22 protein-coding genes are annotated in these 24,121 nt (G+C 36.9%); 7 read left to right on the top strand and 15 right to left on the bottom strand.

All coding sequences use genetic code 11. The features are described from left to right. On the top strand, nt 1–488 hold a 488-nt coding region (locus tag Rain11_RS00535; RefSeq protein WP_133121453.1), incomplete at its 5' end, for an IS982 family transposase. A gap of 33 nt (nt 489–521) precedes the next feature. Here Rain11_RS00535 and Rain11_RS00530 read toward each other — a convergent pair. The 3 genes from Rain11_RS00530 to Rain11_RS00520 form a co-directional block, all read right to left on the bottom strand. Continuing rightward, complete coding sequence (locus tag Rain11_RS00530; protein ID WP_101357359.1) at nt 522–2,066, bottom strand: Eco57I restriction-modification methylase domain-containing protein; 1,545 nt, start codon at nt 2,064–2,066, stop codon at nt 522–524. Further along, nucleotides 2,032–2,703 carry a hypothetical protein gene (locus Rain11_RS00525; RefSeq protein WP_101357358.1) on the bottom strand — a complete coding sequence of 224 codons (672 nt, stop codon included), beginning with the start codon at nt 2,701–2,703 and terminating at the stop codon, nt 2,032–2,034. The genes Rain11_RS00530 and Rain11_RS00525 overlap by 35 nt, the downstream gene beginning before the upstream one ends. Nucleotides 2,704–2,851: 148 nt before the next feature. After that, complete coding sequence (locus tag Rain11_RS00520; protein WP_101357357.1) at nt 2,852–3,370, bottom strand: DUF6398 domain-containing protein; 519 nt, start codon at nt 3,368–3,370, stop codon at nt 2,852–2,854. Nucleotides 3,371–3,575: 205 nt separating this feature from the next. Here Rain11_RS00520 and Rain11_RS00515 point away from each other — a divergent pair, with 205 nt between their 5' ends. Next, nucleotides 3,576–4,274, top strand: coding sequence for a CoA transferase subunit A (locus Rain11_RS00515; protein ID WP_101357356.1), 699 nt, complete (start codon nt 3,576–3,578; stop codon nt 4,272–4,274). A 69-nt stretch (nt 4,275–4,343) separates the two neighbouring features. Here Rain11_RS00515 and Rain11_RS00510 read toward each other — a convergent pair whose 3' ends face one another. From Rain11_RS00510 to Rain11_RS00490, 5 genes are read right to left on the bottom strand one after another with little or no spacing between them, the layout of a single operon-like run. Continuing rightward, nucleotides 4,344–6,458 carry a S9 family peptidase gene (locus Rain11_RS00510; RefSeq protein ID WP_101357355.1) on the bottom strand — a complete coding sequence of 705 codons (2,115 nt, stop codon included), beginning with the start codon at nt 6,456–6,458 and terminating at the stop codon, nt 4,344–4,346. A 22-nt stretch (nt 6,459–6,480) separates the two neighbouring features. Beyond that, nucleotides 6,481–7,743 (bottom strand): diaminopimelate decarboxylase, encoded by a 1,263-nt coding sequence (gene lysA / locus Rain11_RS00505; RefSeq protein ID WP_101357354.1) that lies wholly within the window; start codon nt 7,741–7,743, stop codon nt 6,481–6,483. A 27-nt stretch (nt 7,744–7,770) separates the two neighbouring features. Further along, nucleotides 7,771–8,328 (bottom strand): Uma2 family endonuclease, encoded by a 558-nt coding sequence (locus tag Rain11_RS00500; RefSeq protein ID WP_101357353.1) that lies wholly within the window; start codon nt 8,326–8,328, stop codon nt 7,771–7,773. Between the two features lie 4 nt (nt 8,329–8,332). Beyond that, nucleotides 8,333–8,887 carry a peroxiredoxin family protein gene (locus Rain11_RS00495; RefSeq protein WP_101357352.1) on the bottom strand — a complete coding sequence of 185 codons (555 nt, stop codon included), beginning with the start codon at nt 8,885–8,887 and terminating at the stop codon, nt 8,333–8,335. A 50-nt stretch (nt 8,888–8,937) separates the two neighbouring features. Then, complete coding sequence (locus Rain11_RS00490; protein ID WP_101357351.1) at nt 8,938–13,533, bottom strand: PAS domain S-box protein; 4,596 nt, start codon at nt 13,531–13,533, stop codon at nt 8,938–8,940. Nucleotides 13,534–13,729: 196 nt separating this feature from the next. Between Rain11_RS00490 and hutG the strand changes: the two genes are divergently transcribed. Further along, the gene (gene hutG / locus Rain11_RS00485; RefSeq protein WP_101357350.1) at nt 13,730–14,737 is read left to right on the top strand and encodes a formimidoylglutamase; all 1,008 of its coding nucleotides are present in this window, start codon (nt 13,730–13,732) and stop codon (nt 14,735–14,737) included. Here the strand turns inward: hutG and Rain11_RS00480 are convergent. The 6 genes from Rain11_RS00480 to hisIE all read right to left on the bottom strand — a co-directional run bounded on the left by Rain11_RS00480 (nt 14,724) and on the right by hisIE (nt 19,294). Continuing rightward, nucleotides 14,724–15,821, bottom strand: coding sequence for a glycosyltransferase (locus Rain11_RS00480; RefSeq protein ID WP_133121452.1), 1,098 nt, complete (start codon nt 15,819–15,821; stop codon nt 14,724–14,726). The two genes, hutG and Rain11_RS00480, sit on opposite strands and share 14 nt — an antisense overlap. A 4-nt stretch (nt 15,822–15,825) precedes the next feature. Then, on the bottom strand, nt 15,826–16,317 hold the full coding sequence (locus Rain11_RS00475; protein ID WP_101357348.1) for a methyltransferase domain-containing protein: 492 nt from the start codon (nt 16,315–16,317) through the stop codon (nt 15,826–15,828). 18 nt (nt 16,318–16,335) lie between these two features. Then, nucleotides 16,336–16,722: a methyltransferase domain-containing protein gene (locus Rain11_RS00470; RefSeq protein ID WP_101357347.1), complete on the bottom strand. Its 387-nt coding sequence runs from the start codon at nt 16,720–16,722 to the stop codon at nt 16,336–16,338. Continuing rightward, complete coding sequence (dprA, locus tag Rain11_RS00465; protein ID WP_101357376.1) at nt 16,719–17,840, bottom strand: DNA-processing protein DprA; 1,122 nt, start codon at nt 17,838–17,840, stop codon at nt 16,719–16,721. Before dprA ends, Rain11_RS00470 begins: the two co-directional genes overlap by 4 nt. A 38-nt stretch (nt 17,841–17,878) precedes the next feature. Beyond that, on the bottom strand, nt 17,879–18,619 hold the full coding sequence (gene fabG, locus Rain11_RS00460) for a 3-oxoacyl-[acyl-carrier-protein] reductase (protein ID WP_101357346.1): 741 nt from the start codon (nt 18,617–18,619) through the stop codon (nt 17,879–17,881). A gap of 66 nt (nt 18,620–18,685) precedes the next feature. Beyond that, complete coding sequence (hisIE, locus tag Rain11_RS00455; protein ID WP_101357375.1) at nt 18,686–19,294, bottom strand: bifunctional phosphoribosyl-AMP cyclohydrolase/phosphoribosyl-ATP diphosphatase HisIE; 609 nt, start codon at nt 19,292–19,294, stop codon at nt 18,686–18,688. A gap of 194 nt (nt 19,295–19,488) precedes the next feature. On the opposite strand from hisIE, the gene hisG reads away from it, so the two are divergent. From hisG to Rain11_RS00435, 4 genes are all read left to right on the top strand, one after another. Further along, nucleotides 19,489–20,346, top strand: coding sequence for an ATP phosphoribosyltransferase (gene hisG, locus Rain11_RS00450; protein ID WP_101357345.1), 858 nt, complete (start codon nt 19,489–19,491; stop codon nt 20,344–20,346). A gap of 26 nt (nt 20,347–20,372) precedes the next feature. Then, nucleotides 20,373–21,668 (top strand): nucleotide sugar dehydrogenase, encoded by a 1,296-nt coding sequence (locus Rain11_RS00445; protein WP_207764401.1) that lies wholly within the window; start codon nt 20,373–20,375, stop codon nt 21,666–21,668. A 108-nt stretch (nt 21,669–21,776) separates the two neighbouring features. Then, nucleotides 21,777–22,211, top strand: coding sequence for a PAS domain S-box protein (locus Rain11_RS00440; RefSeq protein ID WP_165778043.1), 435 nt, complete (start codon nt 21,777–21,779; stop codon nt 22,209–22,211). Nucleotides 22,212–22,248: 37 nt separating this feature from the next. Beyond that, entirely contained in the window at nt 22,249–23,049 is an 801-nt protein-coding gene (locus Rain11_RS00435) for a hypothetical protein (RefSeq protein ID WP_101357343.1), read from the top strand. Here the strand turns inward: Rain11_RS00435 and tsaD are convergent. Then, the gene (tsaD, locus tag Rain11_RS00430) at nt 23,046–24,050 is read right to left on the bottom strand and encodes a tRNA (adenosine(37)-N6)-threonylcarbamoyltransferase complex transferase subunit TsaD (protein WP_101357342.1); all 1,005 of its coding nucleotides are present in this window, start codon (nt 24,048–24,050) and stop codon (nt 23,046–23,048) included. The two genes, Rain11_RS00435 and tsaD, sit on opposite strands and share 4 nt — an antisense overlap. Between the last annotated feature and the right edge of the window lie 71 nt (nt 24,051–24,121).

Raw genomic sequence — 24,121 nt, 5'->3', positions numbered from 1 at the left:
ACAGTATGGGCTTCTTTTTTGGTTTCAAATTACACTTGATTTGTAATCAAAGAGGCGAAATTGTGCGAATACTACTTACTTCGGGCAATAAAGCGGATAATAATGAGAAGGTGCTTATGGAACTATTATCAGGACTGGAAGGGAATTTTTACGGAGATAAAGGCTATATCACCCAACTCAAACCCTATTTTCAGGAAAAAAAAGTAAAGTTGATTACCAAAGTTCGCAAAAATATGAAACCTGAAAAGTTGAGCCAACAAGAGCAATACTTCCTCGCTAAAAGAGGTTTAATTGAAGCAGTGATTGACACACTCAAAAACGTGTGTCAAATTGAACACACAAGGCATAGAAGTCCTAAAAACTTTCTGGTCAATTTGTGGTCTGGAATTATTGCCTACAAATTCCTAGATAAAAAGCCCACTATTAGAGATTTTCAAGAAAAAAATCTACTTACAAATTTTGAACTTTTTCAAGATATTGCCGCTTAACTCACGTTAATATAATATATTGCCATAAGTCTTTCAGAATAAGTTTAAAATTTCATCTTCGTATTTGATTATCTTCTTTATTTTTCCTGGTTGTGCCCAATTCATCGTCCCTTCCATTTTTAGGGAACGTAGGTAATTTTCTATTCTTTTTTCTGATAATTGCAATTGTATTCTCTCGGCTTCCGATAAGGTCATAACAGGGATAAATGCCTGCAAAGATTGGTTAGCTTGCCAGTTACCTTCAAAAATTTTGGGATTAAAGCTGGTCATACCGTAAGCTTCCCATACCACTTTGTAAGGGAAAAAATTATACTCTCCCACCCCCAACATAGCCCACCAATAGCCACGTTTAAGTAAAGCATTAAGCATTACCCCTTTTCTGCTTTGTAAAAGATCCTTGTTTGCTTCAAGGTAAAGCATTAGCTCAGGAAACTTTTGAATTTGTTCCCATTCTAAAGGTTTTCCATTGCTGTTGTAAGGTAAAAGAACCCATTTGGAAGGAAACTCAGAATTTGTTTTGAAATCTTTTGATGTGATGAGAGGAAACAAGAACTTCTTAGGTAAAAAAACACTGCTTTTAGTCTTATTAGAAACACAAGATAGTTTTTCATCCACCTCTACGAGGTTATCAAAGAAATAAACATCATTCGCACCGCAGGTATTAACTCCCTGCCTTGGCATTGACTCGCGTTTTATCGTTATAGGTTGGATATCTTCAAAATGATGTTCTGTTTCATCAGAGATGATACTTAAAGGGTCTGTTTGATGAAAAATTGGTTTAGCAATATATTTATTCCAAGAGCCTTTTTCATTTCTGAAATAAGGTATTGGAAAATGGCTTTCCCTATCACGAATAAAATGACTAAGACCATAACGTGTTGATATTCCATCAAATACTTCTTCATCGTTAAAATCAAAAACACTACTAACACAATATTTTACTTCCCCAACACTATACGTTCTAAAATTTCTATTTGCTCCATCATTTAATAATAAAGAAAGTGGTATAAATATGATAGCCTCCCCGTTTTGCTTTAAGAAGTCTTTAATCGCAATTTGAATGATAAGTGCTGATATATCTATTCTACTTCCGCCTAATAATAAACTTTGACTATTTCCAACTAAATCAAATTCAAAAAAGTAACTTTTTATTCGCTGTTTGTAACCCGTTGGCAAATCAACAAAGTTTTGCCAAGGCGGATTACCAAAAATAATATCATACTTTTGAGGTTTTAATCGCAAAAAATCTTCGTTTGTGAAGTTTTTAGACATATCCAAACCATACTTGACATTAAACTTATTCAAAGCCCGATTGAAATAGTGAGTATTCAGTTCATTGCCAAAAAGTTTATTGGTTGGAAGTTTATCTATTGTAAAACCTTTTGCTATACCATACGTTATTAAGGCTTCTAATAAATTACCCTCTCCCATAGTAGGGTCAAATACAGACGCACCATTGAGCCATTTTTGAAATAGATTAAACTTTTCAATGGCGAATTCAGCCCATCTGAGAGGAGTAAAAATATCACCAATTTTTAGTTCTTTATCTAACAAATCTAAAGTTTTGATATCCTCCATTCTTGAATTGTTCTATTGATTTAATTCTTTTTTCTGCGTCAGCTTTCACCCTCTTATAGTGAGTTATTGCAAGATTACAAAAAATGTCAAAAAAATCGTTGTAAGACCTGCCCCAGTCAATTTCGTCCCATACTTGATTAATTGTATAGTTTAGCCTTACCTGCCCAGTACCTAAGTTTTCAATACGATAGGTATTTTCAGGCAAACAATGAAGTGGAGCTACCCGAATATATTCAATATCCCTGCTATTATTTTTAGTAGTTGATTTGTCGTGACCAAATTCAATAATCATAAAAACCCCCTTGTCATTTGCAAGAAATTTAAGAAGATTCCCCACTGCACAAACACCACCATCAGAATATCTTGTAGAGTCAAGATCTTTGGTTTTTACATCAAATCCAAAAAGTTTATTTTCTATGCTACAAGCAAAATCAAAGATTGTTCTTCTACCCGGTATTTTAACTGCCTGATAACCCAAATTAGAACAAATTCTTTCCCAATTCTCTGTTATTCGCTTCTCAATCATAGCTCCAAAAGCCCTACTATCTTCCCTTTCAGAAATTCCCGACCGTAACTCCTCAAATATCAGTTCTATTTCAAGTTCAATTTTTTCAGATATTGTTTCGTAACTCATCATAAAAATAAGTTGCAAAGCTAAAAATTTCTCAATTTTTTAATGGTTTGCCTAATCTCAATGTAAGTTTTATGCTATTTTTACCAAAATCAATTTTGTTTTAGTATAACCCATTATTTTTATGATTACACAGCTGTTGTTGTTGCTCCTATTATTCTTCTGATTCTGGTTCTGGCGTAGTTGTAAATGAAATATCCATACCCATTGCTCGTGCTTCTTTTACGATTTTTTGATGCTCTTCGGGCAACATTTGCAAGGGAACTATAAAACCATCAACCATCACAAGATTAGTAAATGGATTGAGTTCCTTTATTCGCTGTGTTAAAAATTCATCACTAAAATGATTCAAATTCAGCATATCTCGGATTTGCCTAGATTTGCTTGCGGTCGTTGATTTACTAGTACCAAAATAATTGTTAATCTCATCTAATGAAACATAAGGCTCAAAAGATTTATCAAACAAAAAATTGATTGTACCGAGTGCATTAATAATCCCCGCCGCCCATACTTCTGATTTTCCTGTTGTAAAAGGTACTTTTCGTTTGCGTCCAAGTTTTTGTAGAACCTTTTCGGCGAGTTCCATATATTCCTCGTCTAGTTTTTTGGCACAAAAGTCTCTTATCAGGTCAAGAATCGCCTGCTTTTTTGCTTTTATTTGTTGTTTATCCATAAAGATTTACAAAATTTTAATCTAAAAAATTGCAAGCAATAATACGTATATTTTGTCAAATTTCCAAAAAATAGATGAATAACTATACTTACTCTACACACCAGAAAAGGTAATAAATCAACGTGTATCATTACATCGCATAAAAGTAAATTTTTTTTGAGGTAAAAAATAATTTTTTTAGTTTTGCTTGCAAACAAGAAAGTGTATGGTAAATAAAGTCATAACGAATTTAGACGAAGTTATTGCCAAAATTCCTGATGGAGCAGTATTGATGTTAGGTGGTTTTGGTTTGTGTGGCATACCCGAACATAGCATTGCGGCACTTCTGAAAAGTGGTGTGAAAAATCTGACTTGCATTTCCAACAATGCGGGAGTTGATGATTTTGGCATTGGTTTGCTTCTGAAAACACGCCAAGTGAAGAAAATGATTTCTTCGTATGTGGGCGAAAATGAAGAATTTGAAAGACAACTTCTCAGTGGTGAATTGGAGGTAGAACTTATTCCGCAAGGTACCTTGGCAGAGCGAATCAGGGCAGGTGGAGCGGGTATTCCTGCATTTTTTACACCTGCGGGGGTAGGTACCGAAGTTGCCGAAGGTAAAGAAGTAAGAGAATTTGATGGCAAATTATACCTTATGGAGCGTTGGCTCAAAGCCGATTTTGCCCTCGTGAAGGCTTGGAAAGGCGATACCGCAGGAAATTTGATTTACAAAGGTACTGCCCGCAATTTCAATCCTATGATGGCAACCGCCGCCAAAGTTACTATCGCCGAAGTAGAAGAACTCGTTCCCGAAGGCGAATTAGACCCTAATTATATCCATACACCGGGCATTTACGTAGATTACATCTATCACGGCAAACATTACGAAAAACGCATAGAACAGCGAACTACACGAGTTTCTTGAAAAGAAACTTAAATCAAATGCCTTCGTTTATCACGAAGGCATTTTTTATTTTTTGCAATTCTGTTCGTTTTACTCCTTTATTCCTAAAATCTGAAACATAAAGGCATAATTGAGTGCTGTTTCCTTGATAGCTTGAAATCTACCTGATGCTCCGCCGTGTCCTGCATCCATATTAGTATAAAGCAAAAGCATATTATTGTCGGTTTTCATAGTTCGCAATTTGGCTACCCATTTAGCAGGCTCCCAATACTGCACCTGCGAATCGTGCAAACCTGTGGTAACAAGCATATGAGGATATTTTTGAGGCTCTACTTGGTCGTAAGGCGAATAAGAAAGCATATAAATGTAGCTATCAATATTTTTAGGATTACCCCACTCATCAAATTCACCTGTTGTGAGGGGTATGCTTTCATCAAGCATAGTGGTAACTACATCAACAAAAGGTACTTTGGCAATAATCCCCTTATACAAATCAGGACGCATATTAGCCACTGCTCCCATTAGCAAACCTCCTGCACTGCCTCCTTCGGCAAAGAGTCGGTCTTTGGAAGTGTATTTGTTTTCAAGTAAATAAATAGAGCAGTCAATAAAATCATAAAAGGTGTTTTTCTTTTTGAACATCTTGCCGTTATCGTACCAAGCACGCCCCATTTCTTGACCGCCTCTGATATGACACAAAGCGTAAATGAAGCCCCTATCCAACAAGCTCAAACGTGAATAACTGAAATAAACGTCCATACTTGCCCCATACGAACCATAGGCATATTGCAAAAGTGGTGCAGAGCCATCTTTTTTGGTATTTTTATGATATACAATAGAAACTGGAATTTTTGCACCATCACGAGCTTCTACGTAAATTCTTTCAGTAATGTAATTTTTGGGGTCAAATTTTCCTCCTAAAACTTCTTGCTGTTTCATCAGTTTTTTGGTGCGTTTTTCCATATCATAGTCGTAAATAGAATTAGGAGTAGAAAAAGAGGTGTATCCGTATCGCAAAATTTTGCTATCAAAATCGGGATTTACAGAAACATAAGCCGTGTAGGCAGGCTCACCAAAATCAAGATAATGCTCACTTTTATCTTTCCAACGGATAACACGCAAATTCAAAAGCCCCGCTTTTCGCTCACTTACCACCAAAAAATCTTTGAAAATTTCAATATCTTCCAAGAAAACATCTTTCCTATGCCCTATCACTTCTTTCCAAGCCGAAACATCATCAGTTTTCTTGATAGCAGTTTCCATAAGTTTGAAATTGGGGGCATTGAGATTGGTTACAATGTAAAATTTATCCTCAAAATGCGAAACGCTGTATAAATGGTCTTTTTGGCGGGGTAAAAATACTTTGAAAGAACCATTGGGTTTATCAGCGTCTAAATAGCGAGTTTCGCTGGAAAGAGTACTGCTGGAAATAATCATTAAATATTTTTCAGATTTACTTTTGCCAAGGTAACAGCTAAATTGTACATCTTTTTCCTCATAAATGAGCTCATCTTTACTGCTATCCGAGCCAAGCGTATGCTTATAGATTTGAAAAGAACGCAAGGTTTGCAAATCCTGACGGCTGTAAAAAAGCGTTTTATTATCATTTGCCCAAACAATATTCCCTGTAACATTCTGAATTACATCAGGTAGATTTTTGCCTGTGGAAAGGTCTTTGAAATAGATATTGTAAATACGCCTACCCACAGTATCAGTGGCATAAGCCATAATTTGATTGTTCGTAGAAATACTCAATGCCCCCAAAGCAAAATATTTCTTGCCTTTGGCAAGCTCGTTTTGGTCTATGAGAATTTCTTCTTTGGCTTGCAAAGTGCCTTTTTTGCGACAATTGATAGCATACTCTTTGCCTTTTTCAAAACGTGTGTAGTAGTAATAACCTTTGTATTTGTAAGGCAAACTTTCATCATCTTCTTTGATGCGACCTTTGATTTCTTCAAATAGTTTTTCTCTCAAAACCTTACTGGGTGCAAGCATTTGCTCTAAATATTCGTTTTCTGCTTTCAGATAAGCAATTACTTCGGGATTTTCTCTTTCATTGAGCCAATAGTAGTTATCAATGCGTTTGTGTCCGTGTGTGATAAGTTCTTTGGGTTTGATAGCCGCTTTGGGAGCAATAGGTTGTAAATTCTGACTTTTTGCTTTCATAAAAATGCACAAAAGAAAAACAAGACTGATGTGTTTCATATAGTTTTGAGTTTTGGAAAAATCAAATTTCTTGTAAGTTTTGAACTATTTGCTCAAAATTGATTTCAACTTGATTTTTGAGAATATCGTCCAATGTTTCAGCTTTACGAATGAGATAAGGCTCGCCTTCAAAAATCAACACTTCGGCGGGGCGAGTACGAGCATTGTATTGCGAACTCATCGTAAAACCATATGCCCCTGCATTTTTGATAGCCAAAATATCATTTTCTCGCACTTCGTTGAGCTTTCTATCCCAGCCGAAAGTATCCGTTTCGCAGATATAGCCCACTACGGTATAAACTCTTTGGGGAGCAAATGGATTGGATACATTCACAATTTCGTGATAAGCATCGTACATCATAGGGCGAATCAGATGATTTAAGCCTGAATTCACGCCCACAAACACCGTGGCAGGGGTAGTTTTGATAACATTCGTCTTAACTAACAAAACTCCCGCTTCACTGACTAAAAATTTCCCCGGCTCAAACCACAATTCTAATTCTTTACCATAATTACGGCAAAATTTCTGAAAAGCTGTGCTTAATTTTTTTCCTAAATCCTCAATATCCGTAGTAATATCTCCTTCTTTGTAGGCAACTTTGAAACCGCTACCAAAATCCATAAATTCCAAATCAGGAAAATCAGGGGCTAAATCAAAAAGAATATTAGCTCCCTGCAAAAAGACATCAGCATCAACAATATCTGAACCTGTATGCATATGCAAACCCGTAACCCGAATATTGTAGGTTTTGATAACTCGCAAAAGATGCCTGCTTTGCAAAACAGAAATGCCAAACTTGGAGTCAATGTGTCCTGTGGAAATTTTGTGATTTCCTCCCGCCAAAATATGCGGATTGAACCTTATACAACAAGGAACAGAACTTCCATAAATATGCCCAAATTGCTCTAAAATAGAAATATTATCAATGTTAATGACTACCCCCAAACTTACTGCCTCCTGAATTTCCTCAAAACTTACGCAATTGGGCGTAAAAATAATTTCTTGTGGTTCAAATCCTGCTTTTAAGCCTAAATGCACTTCTTGAATTGAGACTGTATCTAACCCTGTACCATAATGTTTGAAAAGTTTCAGCACCGAAATATTATTTAGAGCCTTGCAAGCATATTTAATTTTCATTTTTACGCTTGCAAAGGCATTTTGCAGGGTTTCTACCTGACTTTGCATTTTTTCGGCATCATACACGTACAATGGCGTGCCAAATTGCTCACAAAGCGAAAGTACATCTACATTTTGAATGTAATAACGATTATCTATTAGCTGCATATGAATATAAGTAAGCGAATTACTTTATTAAAACTCAACTTTCCAGTAAATTTCCTTTAACTCTATTTCACAATCGCCCACAGAAATTTTTTCATCAAAATTTTGGCTAATATGCAAAAGCCAATCTTCCCCTGCCCGTCTATAACTTTTAATTCGCATTTTTCGACTATCAACCAAATGATACTCCCGCAAACTTGCCAAACTCAAATAACATTCTAATTTCTCATTGTTATCTCGTAATGCCGTTGTGGGTGAAAGCACCTCTATCACTATGCTTGGGTTGAGCAAGACAGAAAGCCCTTGATGTTCCTCATATTCAGGCTTTTGACAAACTATTATCACATCAGGATAAAAATAGCTTTCACATTCAGGCACTTTCACGAGCATATCACTTGGAAAAACGATGCAGTCTTTATAGCGAAGGCAACTATTCAATAAAAATATTAGATTGCTCACAATGAGGTTATGGTTAGGACTTGCCCCGGCCATAGCAATTATCTCACCTGCATAAAATTCGTGCTTAATTTCTCTCTGACTTTCAGCAAGCAAATAATCTTGAGCAGAAATTTTAGTTTCAAGTTGCATAACATTACTTTCCTGTCTTTGCAAGTTCTATCATTGCTTCTATTTCAAGAGCAGTGTTATCCGTAGAGCCATTGAAACCTTCCGAAGCAAAACGTATGTTTCCTTGTGTATCTACCACAAATTTCATAGGAATACCCATTACCCCAAATTTAGCCGCTACGGCATCATTATCATCAATAAGTACATTGAAATCATATTTTTTCTTTTCAATAAATCTTTTGAGGCGTTCAGTACGATTGCGAGGCTCTTCACTGGTGGCAATAAATAAAAATACCACGTTTTTATCGTTTTTGTACTTATCGGAGGCTTTTTTCATACCTGGAAAAGATGCCACGCAAGGTCCGCACCAAGTAGCCCAAAAATCTAAAACCACTACTTTGCCTTTCAAGTCAGAGAGTTTTACATTCTTGCCCTCTAAATTTTTAAGTTCAAAATCAGGAGCAACAATATTTTGCTTAAACATTTTTTTACTTACTTCTTTTTTAGCATTTTCTAGGTCCTGAGCCATAACTCCATAGCTCACGAATAACCAAACCGCAAGAAAAAGATATTTTTTCATAATTTTTTAGGTTTTTATTCTGAAAGAAATCAACATTTTGTATCAAGTTTTTAGCGTTCAATAGTAAGCAAGGCACTACCACGTCTTACATAAAGAGCAACACCCGCAAGCATATTATCCACTACAATTGGTTCAATCATATAACGCAATTTACTACGCTTCTCTCCTTTGCCAAAAATATGCTCTGTTTCGTAGGGCTGTCGGGTTTGGATAGCGTGATACCAGTCTTTGCGTATGTGAGCGAGGTCATCGGCATCACTTTCAAAGAGGCTTGTCCAAGGCATACCTTTTTTGATAGTAATACCGTACAAATTATGAAAAATCACTTCCATTTTGGTATTGAAAAGCACAATTCTCTCATCTTCATCAACCGCCAAAATGCTTTCTTTGGATTTTTCAATAATTTGCTCACTAATAACGAAAGTTTTATCGGAATTGTATTCTACTACCACGGTTTTTTCGGTCTCTTCCATTTTGAGCATTACCAAATCAAGCATAGAAGTAATGAAACTTTGCTCCTCTAACGTCCATTCGCGTGGGGTACGTATATGCTCACAAGTAAGCATACCTTTGAGCTTGTTGCCCACACGAATAGGATAAATGAGCATAGATGTAATGCTTGCTTCTGCCAAATAGGTAGGAGTTAGCTCTTTGGTCATAGGGCTAATTTGTGCAGGGTAGGCAATGATGCAACTTTCCTTGTAAAGATTTTCAAAGAAAACAGGGAACTGATCTTGCGACATTTGCATACCTTCTAAATGGGCATTATCTTCCTTCACAAACAAATCTATGCAATTTAGAGAACCATTCTTAAACTCCCAGATACTCACTCTGGGAATAGCAAGGGTTTCAGCAATAGCTTTGTTGATTTCGGCGGCATACTCTTTGATACCCACTTCTTGCAGTTTCTGAGAGCCAAGCAAGGTGAGAGTTTCAATTTGCTTACGCAAACGCTCTTTACTGGCAAGAATGTTCTCCTCTGCTTTTTTCTGTTCGGTTACATCTTGGTATGTGCCAATAATTCCGATAATATTTCCTTCGGCATCTTGAAAAGGCACTTTACTCACTTTGAGCCAAGCAGTTTGTCCATTAGCAAGCACACGCGTTTGAAGTACGTCAAGTTCGGGAACGCCCGTTTCCATAACTTTTTTATCGCTACGGATATACATTTCAGCTTCTTCTTGGCTTGTCCATATATCTAAATCTGTTTTTCCGATAATATCCTCAACATTTTTAGCTCCTACCATTTGCAGAAAACGGCGATTGCAACCCAAAAATTTAGACTCTTTATCCTTCCAAAAAACACTTTGCGGCAGTGTATCAATGATTTTCTGTAAAGTATCTTTGGATTTTTGTAAGGCATTACTGAAAGCCTTTTGCTCCGAAATGTCACGAATGGCAAAAATACGGATACGCTGATCTTCAAAAGCAACTACCCTTCCGTGAATTTCTATGGGTACTTCCAAGCCATCTTTACGGATAAGCACTCCTTCATAAGGCTTGTCATAACCAAGTTGCATATTGATAACCGAGAGAGCTTTGGTTTCAGGTGCAAAGAAGTTAAACAGATATTGCCCTGCAACTTCATCTGCTCCATAACCTGTAATTTTAGTAAAAGCAGTATTTACTTCCCGAATATAACCTTTTTCGTGAATGATAATGGCTTCGTGAGTAGAGTCTGCAATGGCTTTGAGGCGGTTTTCGCTTCGCTGAATTTGTAATTCCACTTTTTTGATAGGAGTAATATCTTGGGTAAAAGAAACTCCACCTACCACATTTCCTTCGGCATCGTATAGTGGATTATAGTAACGCTGAAAGAAATATTCATCTTTCAAAACTTCTTGTTCTACTTCTTTTCCTTTCACTTTTACCTTTTTCTTTTCAAAAACCTTAAAACCCTCGGTAAAAGAAAATGCCCCTTGTTCAAAAAGACGCGTGAATTGCTCTTTGAGTAATTGAGGTAGTTCCTGACGCTTGAACTCAAAATCGTTAAATAGGTTCATTCCTACTTGGGGGCGTTTGCCTGTTTCGTTCAGTATAAATTCCGCCCATTTCTCGTTGAAAGAAAGAATATTAAAGTTTTTATCTATGGAGTAAATTTCATCAGTAGTGCTATCCAAGATAGCTTTCATACGCGAGTTGCTCTCCTCAATTTCGTGAAGCATTTTTTGCTTTTCTGTAACATCACGCATAATAGTAGCAATCGCCGTAATATCACCTTGTGCATTTTTAATAGCTACAATGTTACCACTCATAAAAGCAACTTCATTGGTTTTCAGGTTAATCATTTCTAATTCTCCTTCCCAAAAACCATTGCTTTTCACACTTGGAATAACCTCTTTTTGTACTTTTTCCCAATTTTTTTCAGAGAAAAAGTTTTTGAAATACAGACGTTTGGAAAGATAATTATCTGCTCCAAAGAGTTGCTGTCCTACTTTGTTGGCATAAATGATTTCCTCATTAGGGTTCATCATAATTACAAAGTCAGTGGCATTTTCCACCATTGCCACAAACTTTTGTTGTTCAATTTGTTGTTTTTCAAGGGCATCTCTTTGAATACGAATTTGCTCTTCTATACGTTTTTGGCGAGTAATATCCTGCATTGTACCATAGACAATGGCAGTTCTATCAGAATTGGGTTCTAAAATACGTTTTACCGAAATCACCACATCTCTGATATCACCATTAGCACGCTTCATTTGGTACTCAAAGGTGCTTTCATAGTTAGGGTCTTTTGACTTAATCGCTTCCGCAATTTTTGAATTTACAAGTTCTATATCCTTTTCCACAATAAATTTCTCTATAAACTTCGCCGAAGGCATACGATAGCCTCCTTCCAAATCTTTACTGGTACGTAAAAGTTCATAGAGTTCGTCGGTGGCAATAATCATTTTATTTCTTACATCTAACTGCCAAGGAGCAAGTGAAGCTAAGCGTAAAGCCTCTGATAGTTGAGCCTCTTTTTCACGAAGTTCAAGCGTTTGTTCTTGGATTTGTTGCTCCAAGTTTTCCTTCATTTTTTCAAGTTCTCTTTGGCTTCTTTCAGCTTCTTTTTGGGCTCTTTCCAGTTCTGCGAGGTTGGCTCTCATAACTTCCTCCTGAGTACGCAACTGCTCTGTTGCCTGCTGCGATTCCAAAAGAAGCGTTTTCGTTTTTTGTGTATTCTGTACAGAAGCAAAAGTAGAAGCAATATTTTCGGAAAGTTTTTCAATAAAAGCTATTTCATAATCTTCAAAATGCTTGAAGGAAGCTATCTCAATAGCTCCATAAGCCTCATTATTATAGAGCAAAGGAACAACCAAGAGATGACGTGGGGGAGCATCACCCAAACCCGAACTGATTTTCGTATAGTCTTCGGGGAGTTTGTCCAAATGTAAAATATCTTTTTCCAAAACTGCTTGCCCTACAAGCCCCTGTCCTACTTCTATGCGAGCTTCTTCATATTTTCTACGATTGTAAGCATAGGCGGCTTTGAGTTCTAAAAATTTGTTTTCATTTTTATCTTCCACCATTAAGAAAAGCCCCCCTTGCTCTGCCTTTACATACTTGACGAGGTTGGAAATTACGGCATACGCAAGGTCGTTTAGGTTTTCATAATTTTCACGCAAAATATTTACAAAAAGCGTAAAACCTTCGTTTGCCCAGTTGCGACGGCGGTCTTCTTCGGCTACTCTCAAAAGGTTTTCACGCATATTCAAGAGAGCAAAGCCCAAAACATCTTTCTGACTGCGAGCTTGAAAAGGATATTCAAATTTACCTTCGCCGATATTTTTTGCAAATTCAGAAGTACGTTTCAGGTTACTAGCAAGCATATTGATGTTGGTAGCAAGCACTCCAATTTCATCTTTTCTATCATAAATAACCTTTTGATTTACATCTCCCGATGCGATTTCTTGGGTAACTACCGCTACTTTATCCAAAGGTTTGATGAAGCGATTGCTGAAAAACACATACCCCACTAATAGAAAAGCAACTAATAGAACAATGATAAAAAAAATAGTAACTTGAATACCCGATTGCGTTGCTGTATATTCAGCAATGAAAAGCGTTGTGAGTTCATTATGAACATTTTGAATATTGGCAGTTGTTTCTACCATATTGATATAAGCCTTCTGCACGGTCGGATTTTCTACCTTTTCAATTGCTTTTATAGCCACAGGAATTTCCTTGATAAGTGTATCATTTACTTTTTCCTGCTTGGTAGCCGATTTTATGACAGTGCTATCTATTTCAACAACCTCATTAAGAATTATGTTGAGATTTTTCTTATAAAGTTGCCAATCATCACGAAGTTTGTTGAATTTTACAATTTGCTTTGTTCCTGATACAGGTTTAATAGTAACCTCATTGGTAAAAATGACTACTTTTCGTCCTTTGGAAAGAATATCCAATTTATCATCATACTCCATAATCAGGTTTTGCAGAGCAAGTTTATTTTCTGCATCGCCACCAATCACAAGCCCCGCTCGGTAAGGCATCTGTCCAAGTATCTTTTCTGCCTCACGAGAAAGATCCACTCGGGCGGCATCTTGCCTAAGCAAAAAGCCCGAAAGTAACACAAGGCTATAACCAATCGCTATCAGTACCACAGCGAGAAAGAAGAAAAAAGCAGTAATTCGTCTGATACTCCAAGATTTTACTTTCATTGCTCACAAAATTTTGCAGTTTCAAATTCAAAGTAGGCTATCAAAAATAGTAGTTTTTTTTGTTACGAAAAAGAATTTGAACATTTTTGTAAAAAAATCTTAATTGTGCATTGCAGAAGTTTGTTACTTTTGTATTTGAAATATAAATTACCAAGAAATAAAACCATATCATTTTGAGTAAAACCTTTAACTCTCTATGTATCGCAAACCAAATAAAAAAAATTGGACAGGCAGAGATGATATGCTTATTGATGGCGAATTAGGAGCAAGATGGCACCAAAAAGTAGAGCGTATCAATTTAGAGGAAGTAGATAAATTACCCCGACTGCTTGGTACAAGCAAAGGCTTTACTATACTTGGATTTTGCTCCGATGAAGGCGTAAGACGTAATCAAGGAAGAGTTGGTGCCGTAGAAGGTCCTGTTCAAATGCGAGTACACCTTTCTAATTTACCTTGGCATTTTGGTAATAATACTATTTTGGTAGATGGTGGAGATGTTTTTTGTCTTGCCAAATTTTTAGAAGAAGCTCAAAATTTTTTAGGAGAAAAAGTTTTTAAGATTTTATATTCAGGCTATAAAAGTATTTTGATAGGTGGCGGACACGAAATAGCTTGGGGACATTATTTGGGTGTTAAGAAATTTTTGCAAACACAATACTCACGCAAATTAGGTATTATCAATTTTGATGCCCATTTTGATATGCGTGAAAATCCTCAAAAACAATCCACTTCAGGAACTTCTTTTCTACAAATAGCACAAGATAGAAAAGCAAGCAACGAAGAATTTTCTTATTTTGTTTTAGGTGTACAAAAGGTAAGTAATACTCCTAAACTTTTTCAAACTGCTCACGATTGGGGCGTAGAGTATATTACTTCCGAGAAAATGGATTTTATGTTTATTCAAGATATTTACAAGCAACTTTCTGCTTTCATTGAAAAGCAAGATTTTTTGTATGTAAGCGTGTGTTTAGATGTTTTTTCGGCTTCTTACGCACCGGGCGTAAGTGCTTTGAATGGTTTAGGTATTTACCCTACTATTGTTACCGACCTAATACGCTTCATTGCTCAAACAGGCAAAGTTCTTGCTTTTGATATTGCCGAGCTTTCTCCCAAACACGATACCGACGACCGCACCGCCCGATTGGCTTCTAACCTTGTTTTTACCTACATAGATGCTTGTGTAAATGAAACTACTCAAAGATAGCTTTTTGCAGTTTTTCTATTTGTAAAGCCAGATTATATTCTTTTACGATTTTTTCTCGCCCTTTTTTGCCCATTTCTTCTGCCTTTTGCGGGTTTTGAAGCAAATAAATCATATATTCAGCCATTTTGAGATAATCTCCTTCTGATACCAAAAAGCCTGTTTTTTCGTGTTCTATCGCTTGTTTGATACCTGCGTGAAAGGTGCTTACCACAGGCAAGCCCACACAAGAAGCCTCTAAAATTGTATTGGGCGTACCTTCTGTATCTCCTCTGGTATCAGTAATGGAATGCTGAATAAATACATCAGCTTTATGCAAAAGCTCTATAATCTGATTGGGAGTTTGATAGCCACAAAATTTTACATTTCTTTCAATACCCAAAGATTTTACCAAATCTTCTGCTTCTTTGCGAAGTTCTCCCTCACCTACTATCCAAAATTGAGCTTCGGGAAAAACCCTTAAAACCTCATTAAAGGCTTTAATGTTAAGAATAGGAGATTTTTTAGCGGTTAATCTGCCCACGGAAATAATTATTTTGGTATTCAGATAGTTGATTTTGGGCGTAAATAGTTCATAATTTATTCCATAAGGAATATTAAAAATTTTACTTTCAGGAGCATTCAGCCTAATGAGAGTGTTTTTCATATCTTCCGAAACTACCACAATTCTTTTTGCTATCCTAAACATTTCTTGATACTCAAATGCAAACTCTTGCAAAATTTTGTAATTAGATGCATCAAAGCCGTGAAAATGAACAATCAAGGCAACATTTACTTTCTGGCAAGCTCGCATTACCCTAACCCCCGTAATACCATATTCCGCAAGCAAATGAGTAATTTTGTTTTTCCGTAAAAACTTCACCAAAAAATATGTGTAAATTTTATCATACCAAGCTGGGAAAAATCTTTTTAGCAAAACTCTTATAGGCTCTGTCCATACACCACCGAAAAGGCTTTTGCCGTCAGGCTCTTTATACGCCCACCAACCGCCCGTAAGACCATAATCAGGCTTTAAGTATTGAATATGATTTCTAATAAAGGTTTCAAATTTATTGTAGCGATTAGGATAAACTACACACAATTTCATTTTGCTATTTTTTTTGATAAACTGCAACAATTGTTCCTCCGTAGGGCAAAATAGGCAACCTTTTTACGAGCCAACGAGTTGCTTGCCAAATTATATTTGTTCCAAAAGGTAGTTTTTCTTGTAACCATAACCTGTATGCTAAACTTTTATGCGTAGGTTTAACAGGTTCTTTGAAAAATTGTACCAGCAAATCAAACATTTGAGCTACGTATTTCAGTGAAGCCTCTCGCCAAAGTAAAGTATGATAAGGCGGTAAGTTTAAGGTTTGATAAGTATCTTTGGCGTATAAATATGAGTCGTTATTAGGAACACCTATACACAAATATCCACCTTTTTTCAATGTTTTTAAGGAACTTTCCAAGAACGTTTTTGGATTAGTCACGTGTTCCAGTACTTGAAAAGCACACAACACATCAAATTTTTCAGGGTTGTTTTGGCAAAAATTCTCAATCATTTCTGCATTTATTTGCAAATCTTTTTTTTGAGCAGACTCAATGGCATTGGGATTAAACTCCTAACCCCAAACTTCTGCACACTTATCGGCTTTAATTTTTTCTAAAAAATACCCATTCCCACAACCAATTTCTAAAACCTTCTGCTGTTTTTTTACAAATTGCCTTGCTATTTCGTGTTCCCACTTCCAAGTTTGGTAGTAACCTACATATTTTTGTGATATTTCGGCATAGAATTTTTCATCTCCTGCAATAGTTGGAAAATAAAAATTTAGAAGTGAATTTTCCCCTTCCCAGATTTGTATTTCTTGCAAATTGCGAAAGTAGCTTTGTACATCAATGCCAAAACTCTTTTGATAACTTTCTACAATTTTAGCCACTGAAAGTGTTTGAACAGGTTTTACAGGCTCATCAGGAATAAGCGGAGAAGTTACTGCATAACTGCTCATACAAGAGATTTTTTAAGAGTAAATCGTTTGCCCGGCAAAGCATTGATTAAATCTTTCATTTCCAAGTCTAAAAGCACTACTGCGAGTTCATTAAGCGAAAAAGATAAAGCCAAACTCATCTCATCAATAGTTGCCTGATTGCGTTCTGAAAGTAAGTTTAAGATAACTTTTTCTTTTTCAGAGAGTTGCAAGTTTTCCAAAGTTTTGAAAGCTATCTTTTGCTCACGTTTTTTGGCAATATCCCAATTCATAATTTCGGCTATATCACTTGCCGAAGTAATCAAATGAGCTAAATTTTTACGAATGAGCCAATGACAACCCTGCGAGGTTTCTTGCCAAATATTCCCCGGCACTGCTCCCACCTCCCGATTGTAATCGTTGGCATATTGAGCCGTTACTAATGCTCCCCCCTTCTTTTTACTTTCAACCACTAAAACCAAGTCGGCGAGTGCCGCAATAATACGATTTCGGGCTGGAAACCTACGAGGGTCTAATTTGGTATAAAGAGGAGTTTCTGAAACTAAAGCCCCTTCATTTTCAAGCATTTGTAAAGCAGTAGCCTTATGAACAGCAGGATACACCGTATCCAAACCATTTGCCATAACGCCAATGGTAAAAAGTTTATTTTTCAGTGCCTCTCTATGAGCTGTAATATCAATACCATACGCCATTCCGCTAATAATAAGCGGATTGTATGGCTTGATTTCCGTCATAAATTGCTCAATAAACTCTCTGCCATATTGCGTTGCACTACGCGTGCCTACGATAGCAATGTGCCTATCTTCGTTCAAAGAAGTTGTACCTTTCTGATACAGCAAAATAGGGGCATCGTCAGTTTGCTTCAAACGCACAGGATAGCAGCTGTCTGTAAAAAAAATTAGCTCTACATTTAGCTTTTGAGCATTTTGAAGCTCTTTTTCAGCATTTTTCAGCAGTTGAGATTGTTTTTGAAAAAGTTCTTCTCCAAGTTTGTTTCCAATGCCTTCTACTTTGAGAATTTGGCTTTTTTTCGCTCTAAAAATCTCTTCTGCTGTGCCGAAACGAGCCAGTAACCTGCGAGCTATTACGCCACCAATGCCTTCTGCTAAATGTAGAGCAACTTCGTATAAATTCGCCACAAAAGAAACTTTAAATTTCAGATACAAAAAAACAACCTTTATGTAAGCATACCCCCATCTACCTGAATTACTTGCCCTGTGATATAAGAAGACATATCAGAGGCTAAAAATACGCAAGTTTGAGCTACTTCCTCTGCTTTACCTCCTCTTTTCAGCGGGATTTGATTGAGCCATTCTTCTTTGTTGGCAAGTTCGTGGGTCATTTCTGTTTCTATAAAACCCGGAGCCACAGCATTAGAGCGAATATTGCGAGAACCGAGTTCCAAAGCCACTGATTTTGTAAAGCCAATAATTCCTGCTTTAGAAGAAGCATAATTAGCTTGCCCTGCATTGCCCCGAATACCCACCACCGAAGTAATATTGATAATAGAGCCATTTTTGGCTTTCATCATAGGTTTCAAAACCGCTTTGGTAAGGTTGAAAACAGATTTTAGGTTGATATTGATAACTTTATCCCATTGCTCTTCGGTCATACGTAAAAGTAAGCCGTCTTGGGTGATACCCGCATTATTGACTAAAATATCAATTGTGCCAAAATCTTGCAAAACTTGATTTACGAGTTCTTCAGCTTGTTTGTAGTCAGAGGCATCGGAACGATACCCTTTGGCAGAAACGCCTTCAGCTTGTAGTTCAGCCTCTAATGCCTGTCCTTTTTCTACACTTGAAAGGTACGTAAAAGCTACTTTTGCTCCTTGTTTGGCAAATTCTTTGGCTATGGCTCTGCCAATGCCTTTGGATGCCCCTGTAATGAGGGCTACTTTGTTTTCTAATAACTTCATCGCTTCAAAAATTTTGGATTTGATTAGGGTTCAAAAATGTAAAAAAACTCAAAAAAACGAAAAAAATCATTGCGTTTTTTTAAGATGCCTTTTTTCTAAAACTTCAATGACTTGGCTGAAAGAAAGATTTTTCGCTTCCAAAAGCACTAAAAAATGAAATAGCAAATCAGCGGCTTCACCTAAAAAAAGGTCTTGATTTGTGTCTTTGGCTTCAATAATCAATTCTACCGCTTCTTCGCCAACTTTTTGAGCAATTTTATTGATACCTTTGGCAAAAAGCGAAGCAGTATAAGATGTTTCAGGAATTTGATTTTTACGTTCCCGAATTATATTTTGCAAGTATTCCAAAAAATGCAAATTGCTTTTATTTTGCTCATCAAAGCAAGTATCTGCTCCTGTATGGCAAACGACGCCTTGTGGTTCAGCTTTGATAAGAATAGTATCTTGGTCGCAATCTATGCGTATTTCTTTCACTTTCAGAAAATTTCCTGAAGTTTCCCCTTTTGTCCATAGTCTTTGCTTGCTTCGGCTAAAAAAGGTTACTATGCCCTCTGTGTGTGTTTTCTGATAGGCTTCTTCATTCATATAGCCGAGCATAAGTACCTTTTGTGTGTAAAAATCTTGCACTATGACGGGCAAAAGCGTTTCAGCAGTCTTGAAAATAGGTGTATTCATAGGTTTCTCAATTGCCTTGCAATTTACAATTTTTTGCAATTCTACAAGATATACTTAATTTTGTGCGTTTGCTTGAAAGTATTTAGGACTTTCAGCAAAAATTTTGTTTTTTTTTTGAACTTAAAACTTTTGAACTTCAAACCATTAAACCTAAAACCTTCTAAACATTTACAACTAAATCAATATACCTCGCTATGAGTATTTTACGCATCGCATTACAAAAGTCAGGGCGATTGAGCGAAAGTTCTTTGGCTCTTATCAAAGAATGTGGCATTGATTTTCAGAATGGCACAGGCAAGCTCAAATCCGAAGCAAGTAATTTTCCCGCCGAATTTCTCTTTTTACGAGATGATGACATACCCGGCTACGTAGCTGATGGAGTGGCTGATATTGGCATTATTGGCGAAAATGTAATGGTTGAAAAAAACCAAGAAGTACGCCTTATTGAGCGTTTGGGCTTTTCTAAATGTAGGCTTTCAGTGGCTGTTCCCAAAGGAAAAGAATACAAAGGCTTACAGGACTTGCAAGGCATTGATATTGCCACTTCTTACCCTCGCATTTTAAGCAATTTTTTACAAAAGCACCAAATTTCGGCTCGTATTCACGAAATTAGTGGCTCAGTAGAAATAGCTCCGAGCATTGGCTTGGCAGAAGCTATTTGTGATATTGTCAGCTCGGGTAGTACCCTGATGAGCAATGGTTTGAAAGAAGTAGAGGTAGTTTTTCATTCAGAAGCAGTGCTAATTGGCAACCCAAATATTTCCACCGAAAAGCAGAAAATTCTGGAAAAACTGCTTTTTCGCATACACGCCGTTCAGAATGCCAAAAAAAATAAATACATCTTGCTCAATGCCCCTAAAAATGCTTTGGGTAAGATTGTAGAAATTTTACCCGGAATGAAAAGCCCTACCGTGTTGCCATTAGCAATTGAGGATTGGTGTTCGGTGCATTCGGTTATTCACGAAGATGATTTTTGGGAGATAATAGAGAGCCTCAAAGCCGCAGGAGCAGAGGGCATTTTGGTTGTCCCTATTGAAAAAATGATACGATAAACCTCATCAAACTTCAAAAAACAAATATGAGTATTTACGAACAACTTCTTGCTAAAAAAGCAAATTTGGCTGTTATTGGTTTAGGTTATGTAGGGCTTCCGATAGCTTTGGCTTTTGCTAAAAAATTGAAAGTTATTGGCTTTGATATCAATGCAGAGCGTATTGCTATGCTCAAAAATCATCAAGACCCTAGCCGAGAGCTACCTCCACAAGCCTTTGAAAATTGCGACATTGAATTTACACATCATTTAGAGGATTTACGTAAGGCTCAATTTTTCATTGTAGCTGTACCCACTCCCATTGACGAACACTGCCAACCCGATTTGAAACCGCTACTTTCCGCTTCGGAAAGCGTAGGAAAAGTTTTGAAAAAAGGGGATTACGTAGTTTTTGAATCTACGGTATATCCGGGCTGTACCGAAGAGGATTGCGTTCCGATTTTAGAAAAATACTCAAATCTGAAATTTTGCGAAGATTTCAAGGTAGGTTACTCCCCTGAACGAATCAACCCAGGCGATAAGGAACACACTTTGGAAAATATTGTCAAAGTAGTTTCGGGTTGTGATGAAGAAAGTTTGGAGCAAATAGCCCAAGTCTATGAATTGGTAGTACGTGTAGGCGTGCATAGGGCAAGTAGTATCAAAGTTGCCGAAGCGGCAAAAATCATTGAAAACACCCAAAGAGATTTGAACATCGCTTTAATGAATGAGCTTTCTATTATTTTTGACAAAATGCAAATCAACACCTACGAAGTGCTGGCGGCGGCGGGTACAAAGTGGAATTTTCTCAAATTTGTTCCTGGACTTGTTGGAGGGCATTGCATAGGAGTAGATCCGTATTATCTCACTTACAAAGCCAAAGAATTGGGTTACACGCCTGCTGTCATTTTAAGCGGTAGAGCTATCAATGACGGAATGGGTGCTTATATTGCAAAAAAAATAGTGCAGAAAATCATTCAACAGGGCATTAACCCGCAGGAGGCAAGAGTGCTGATTTTGGGGGTTACTTTCAAAGAAAATGTAAGTGATATTCGCAATACCAAAGTAGTAGATATTATCAAAGAATTACAAGAATTTGGCTTGCAAGCTCACGCTGTTGATTATATGGCTGATGAGAAAGAGTTCTTTCACGAATATGGGTTACAATTACAAACCAAGCCACAAGGTAAATATGATGTCATTGTAGTAGCGGTCAATCATCAAAATTACTTAGCTTTGCAAGAGTCTGACTTTTTAGCTTGGGCAAAGGAAAAAACGCTTTTTGTAGATATTAAAGGTAGTTTTCGCAAGAAAATCAAGCAGATGAATTATTGGAGTTTGTAACGAACAAAAGCCTTGAATAAAGTGTTTTTCAAAAAAACATCAATGAATGTTTATTGATTGATGTATTTTTTTTTATTTTGCAGAGTTAAATACAACGCAAAACCTTTTATGGAAGATTTTGAACTATTAGAAAAAATCGGAGAGCGTTTAGTTGATGAGCATTTGAGCATCAAGGAAGAAAACTTTCGTTTGAAACAAATCATCAACAACGAACACATTGTACCATTTGTTATTGATAAGAAAGGCTTTTTTATCTTACCAAGCAAATACGCCCTGAAAGCTATGGGCTTACAAGCTAAAAAATTAAAAACTCGCAACGCTTTTGAATTTTTTGAGAAAAACCCCAAAGCTATTGAAAATATACGACGAGCTTTGCGGGGTGAAAGTTTGGTTGATGTTCTAAAACTGGACGGCAAATATTGGAAAGTAGCCTATCAGCCTACCTACGACGAGCACAACCAAATTATTGGTATCACAGGGCTTAGTATTGATGTAACTGATGTTATTGAAAACGCCGAAAAAATCAAAAAAGCATTAGGATAAGTCTTGGGAATTTGATATTTTTGTCAAAACTGCATTTATGAAAACTTACACATATTCTTTTATTTTTTGTTTGCTTATTCAATTTGCTTGGGGGCAAGTACAAAAACCCAATCAAGGCAAACCTAATGTGAAAGACCCTAAAACAAACTCCAACAAACCTACTTCTCAAAAAAATACCACTACCAAACCTGAACAAAAAGTTCAAAAAGATACAACCAAAAAAAATAAAATCGTAAAACCCTACAAACCTCCCAAACCTCAAAACGACTCTCTATCTATGCTCACTTTGGAGCAAATGATAGAGCAATCTATTGTAATAGACTCCACTTGCCCACGTTGCAAAGGCTACAAACACGATAGAGCCTGCGATGGTTTGTATTGTTACAGCGGTAAATGTTCCGCTTGTAAAGGGTATCAGAAATGTATTCATTGCGATGGCACTATGTACAAGGGTGCAGTTGCCTGTCCTTTTTGCAAAGATATAAAAGAAGGTAAAAGTTCTGAAAAATGTCCTTATTGTAAAGATACGAAGTTCGGAGCAAGAAGGTGTATTTATTGCACAGATGGCACAATGAAACTTAAAGAAAAAGCCGACTATCTCAAATTTGAACACTTAGAGGGTTGTCCTGAATGTACTGACGGCAAGTGCCGTGTTTGCAAAGGTTCGGGGCTTTGCCACAAGTGTAATGGTTCGGGGGTACTTCCTTGCTTGCGTTGCAAAGGAACGGGACAAAAACCTCCCGAGCAAATCAAAGCTGAAAAAATCAAAAAAGTAGAGCAAGAGAAACGCCGTATGCGTGAGCGTGAAGCCAAAGAGATGATGGGAGGGGGTAACTAAAACTCCCATCTTGCCAAAGCTCCTACGTTTTGCGGGCAAAAATCTTTTTGCAGATATTTGTAATAAGCGGCTATGGCAATCATTGCGGCGTTATCCGTGCAATACTGAAAAGCAGGAATAAATACCTGCCAATTATTTTTCTCTGCTTCTTCTTGCAACCTTTTTCGCAAATACGAATTTGCCGAAACTCCTCCTGCAATAGCAATTTGTGAGCAATTCATTGCTTGAGCGGCTTTTCGCAATTTATCCAAAAGCATTTCTACAAGTGTATGCTGAACACTGGCACAAATATCAGGTAAGTTTTCCTCAATAAATTTGGGGTTTTGAGCAGTTTGCCTTTGCAAAAAATACAAAATAGCCGTTTTTATCCCGCTGAAAGAAAAATCTAAATGAGGCATTTCGCTTTTAGGAAAACTAAAAGCCAAAGGATTACCATTTTTCGCAAATTTATCAATCAAAGGACCCCCAGGATAAGGCAAACCGAGCAGTTTAGCAGTTTTATCAAAGGCTTCGCCTACGGCATCATCTTGGGTTTCGCCTAAAATCTCCATTTGCAGATAGTCTTTTACCCAAACAATTTGCGTGTGTCCCCCACTAACCGTAAGGCATAAAAACGGAAAAGTAGGTTGAGGCTCATCAATAAAATGAGCAAGCACGTGTGCCTGCATATGATTGACCTCTATAAGAGGAATATCCAAAGCCAAAGCCATTGCCTTGGCAAAAGAAACACCAACCAAAAGCGAGCCTAAAAGCCCAGGACCACGTGTGAAAGCAATTGCATTTAATTCGTTTTTGCTGACTTTGGCTTCTTGCAGAGCCGCTTCTACGACCGCTACAATATTTTTTTGATGCTCACGCGAAGCAAGTTCAGGCACTACTCCACCATATTTTTGGTGAATTTCTTGACTGGCTATGATATTTGAAAGAATTTTGCTATCTTGTGCCACGGAAGCAGATGTTTCATCACAAGAAGATTCTATCGCTAAAATGTGTATTGGCATAGAAATTGAACGAAAAAAGTTAAAGATTAGAAGTTAAGGCTTGAGAAATAGCCTTTGAGCCTTAAAGCAAT

Origin of the sequence: Raineya orbicola (assembly GCF_002843425.1) — a bacterium.
In the GTDB taxonomy this organism is placed as follows: Bacteria; Bacteroidota; Bacteroidia; order Cytophagales; family Thermonemataceae; genus Raineya; species Raineya orbicola.
This window is presented reverse-complemented; position numbering and strand designations above follow the sequence as displayed.

Bases quoted from the DNA above. Each gene is read 5' to 3' on its own strand.
- Rain11_RS00500 (WP_101357353.1), bottom strand. From the start codon at position 8,328: ATGCAACTTGAAACTAAAATTTCTGCTCAAGATTATTTGCTTGCTGAA.
- lysA (WP_101357354.1), bottom strand. From the start codon at position 7,743: ATGCAGCTAATAGATAATCGTTATTACATTCAAAATGTAGATGTACTT.
- Rain11_RS00480 (WP_133121452.1), bottom strand. From the start codon at position 15,821: ATGAAATTGTGTGTAGTTTATCCTAATCGCTACAATAAATTTGAAACC.
- hisIE (WP_101357375.1), bottom strand. From the start codon at position 19,294: ATGAATACACCTATTTTCAAGACTGCTGAAACGCTTTTGCCCGTCATA.
- Rain11_RS00495 (WP_101357352.1), bottom strand. From the start codon at position 8,887: ATGAAAAAATATCTTTTTCTTGCGGTTTGGTTATTCGTGAGCTATGGA.
- Rain11_RS00525 (WP_101357358.1), bottom strand. From the start codon at position 2,703: ATGATGAGTTACGAAACAATATCTGAAAAAATTGAACTTGAAATAGAA.
- Rain11_RS00435 (WP_101357343.1), top strand. From the start codon at position 22,249: ATGAAAACTTACACATATTCTTTTATTTTTTGTTTGCTTATTCAATTT.
- fabG (WP_101357346.1), bottom strand. From the start codon at position 18,619: ATGAAGTTATTAGAAAACAAAGTAGCCCTCATTACAGGGGCATCCAAA.
- Rain11_RS00470 (WP_101357347.1), bottom strand. From the start codon at position 16,722: ATGAGCAGTTATGCAGTAACTTCTCCGCTTATTCCTGATGAGCCTGTA.
- Rain11_RS00520 (WP_101357357.1), bottom strand. From the start codon at position 3,370: ATGGATAAACAACAAATAAAAGCAAAAAAGCAGGCGATTCTTGACCTG.
- Rain11_RS00440 (WP_165778043.1), top strand. From the start codon at position 21,777: ATGGAAGATTTTGAACTATTAGAAAAAATCGGAGAGCGTTTAGTTGAT.
- hisG (WP_101357345.1), top strand. From the start codon at position 19,489: ATGAGTATTTTACGCATCGCATTACAAAAGTCAGGGCGATTGAGCGAA.
- Rain11_RS00515 (WP_101357356.1), top strand. From the start codon at position 3,576: ATGGTAAATAAAGTCATAACGAATTTAGACGAAGTTATTGCCAAAATT.
- Rain11_RS00445 (WP_207764401.1), top strand. From the start codon at position 20,373: ATGAGTATTTACGAACAACTTCTTGCTAAAAAAGCAAATTTGGCTGTT.
- Rain11_RS00510 (WP_101357355.1), bottom strand. From the start codon at position 6,458: ATGAAACACATCAGTCTTGTTTTTCTTTTGTGCATTTTTATGAAAGCA.
- hutG (WP_101357350.1), top strand. From the start codon at position 13,730: ATGTATCGCAAACCAAATAAAAAAAATTGGACAGGCAGAGATGATATG.
- Rain11_RS00530 (WP_101357359.1), bottom strand. From the start codon at position 2,066: ATGGAGGATATCAAAACTTTAGATTTGTTAGATAAAGAACTAAAAATT.
- Rain11_RS00490 (WP_101357351.1), bottom strand. From the start codon at position 13,533: ATGAAAGTAAAATCTTGGAGTATCAGACGAATTACTGCTTTTTTCTTC.
- tsaD (WP_101357342.1), bottom strand. From the start codon at position 24,050: ATGCCAATACACATTTTAGCGATAGAATCTTCTTGTGATGAAACATCT.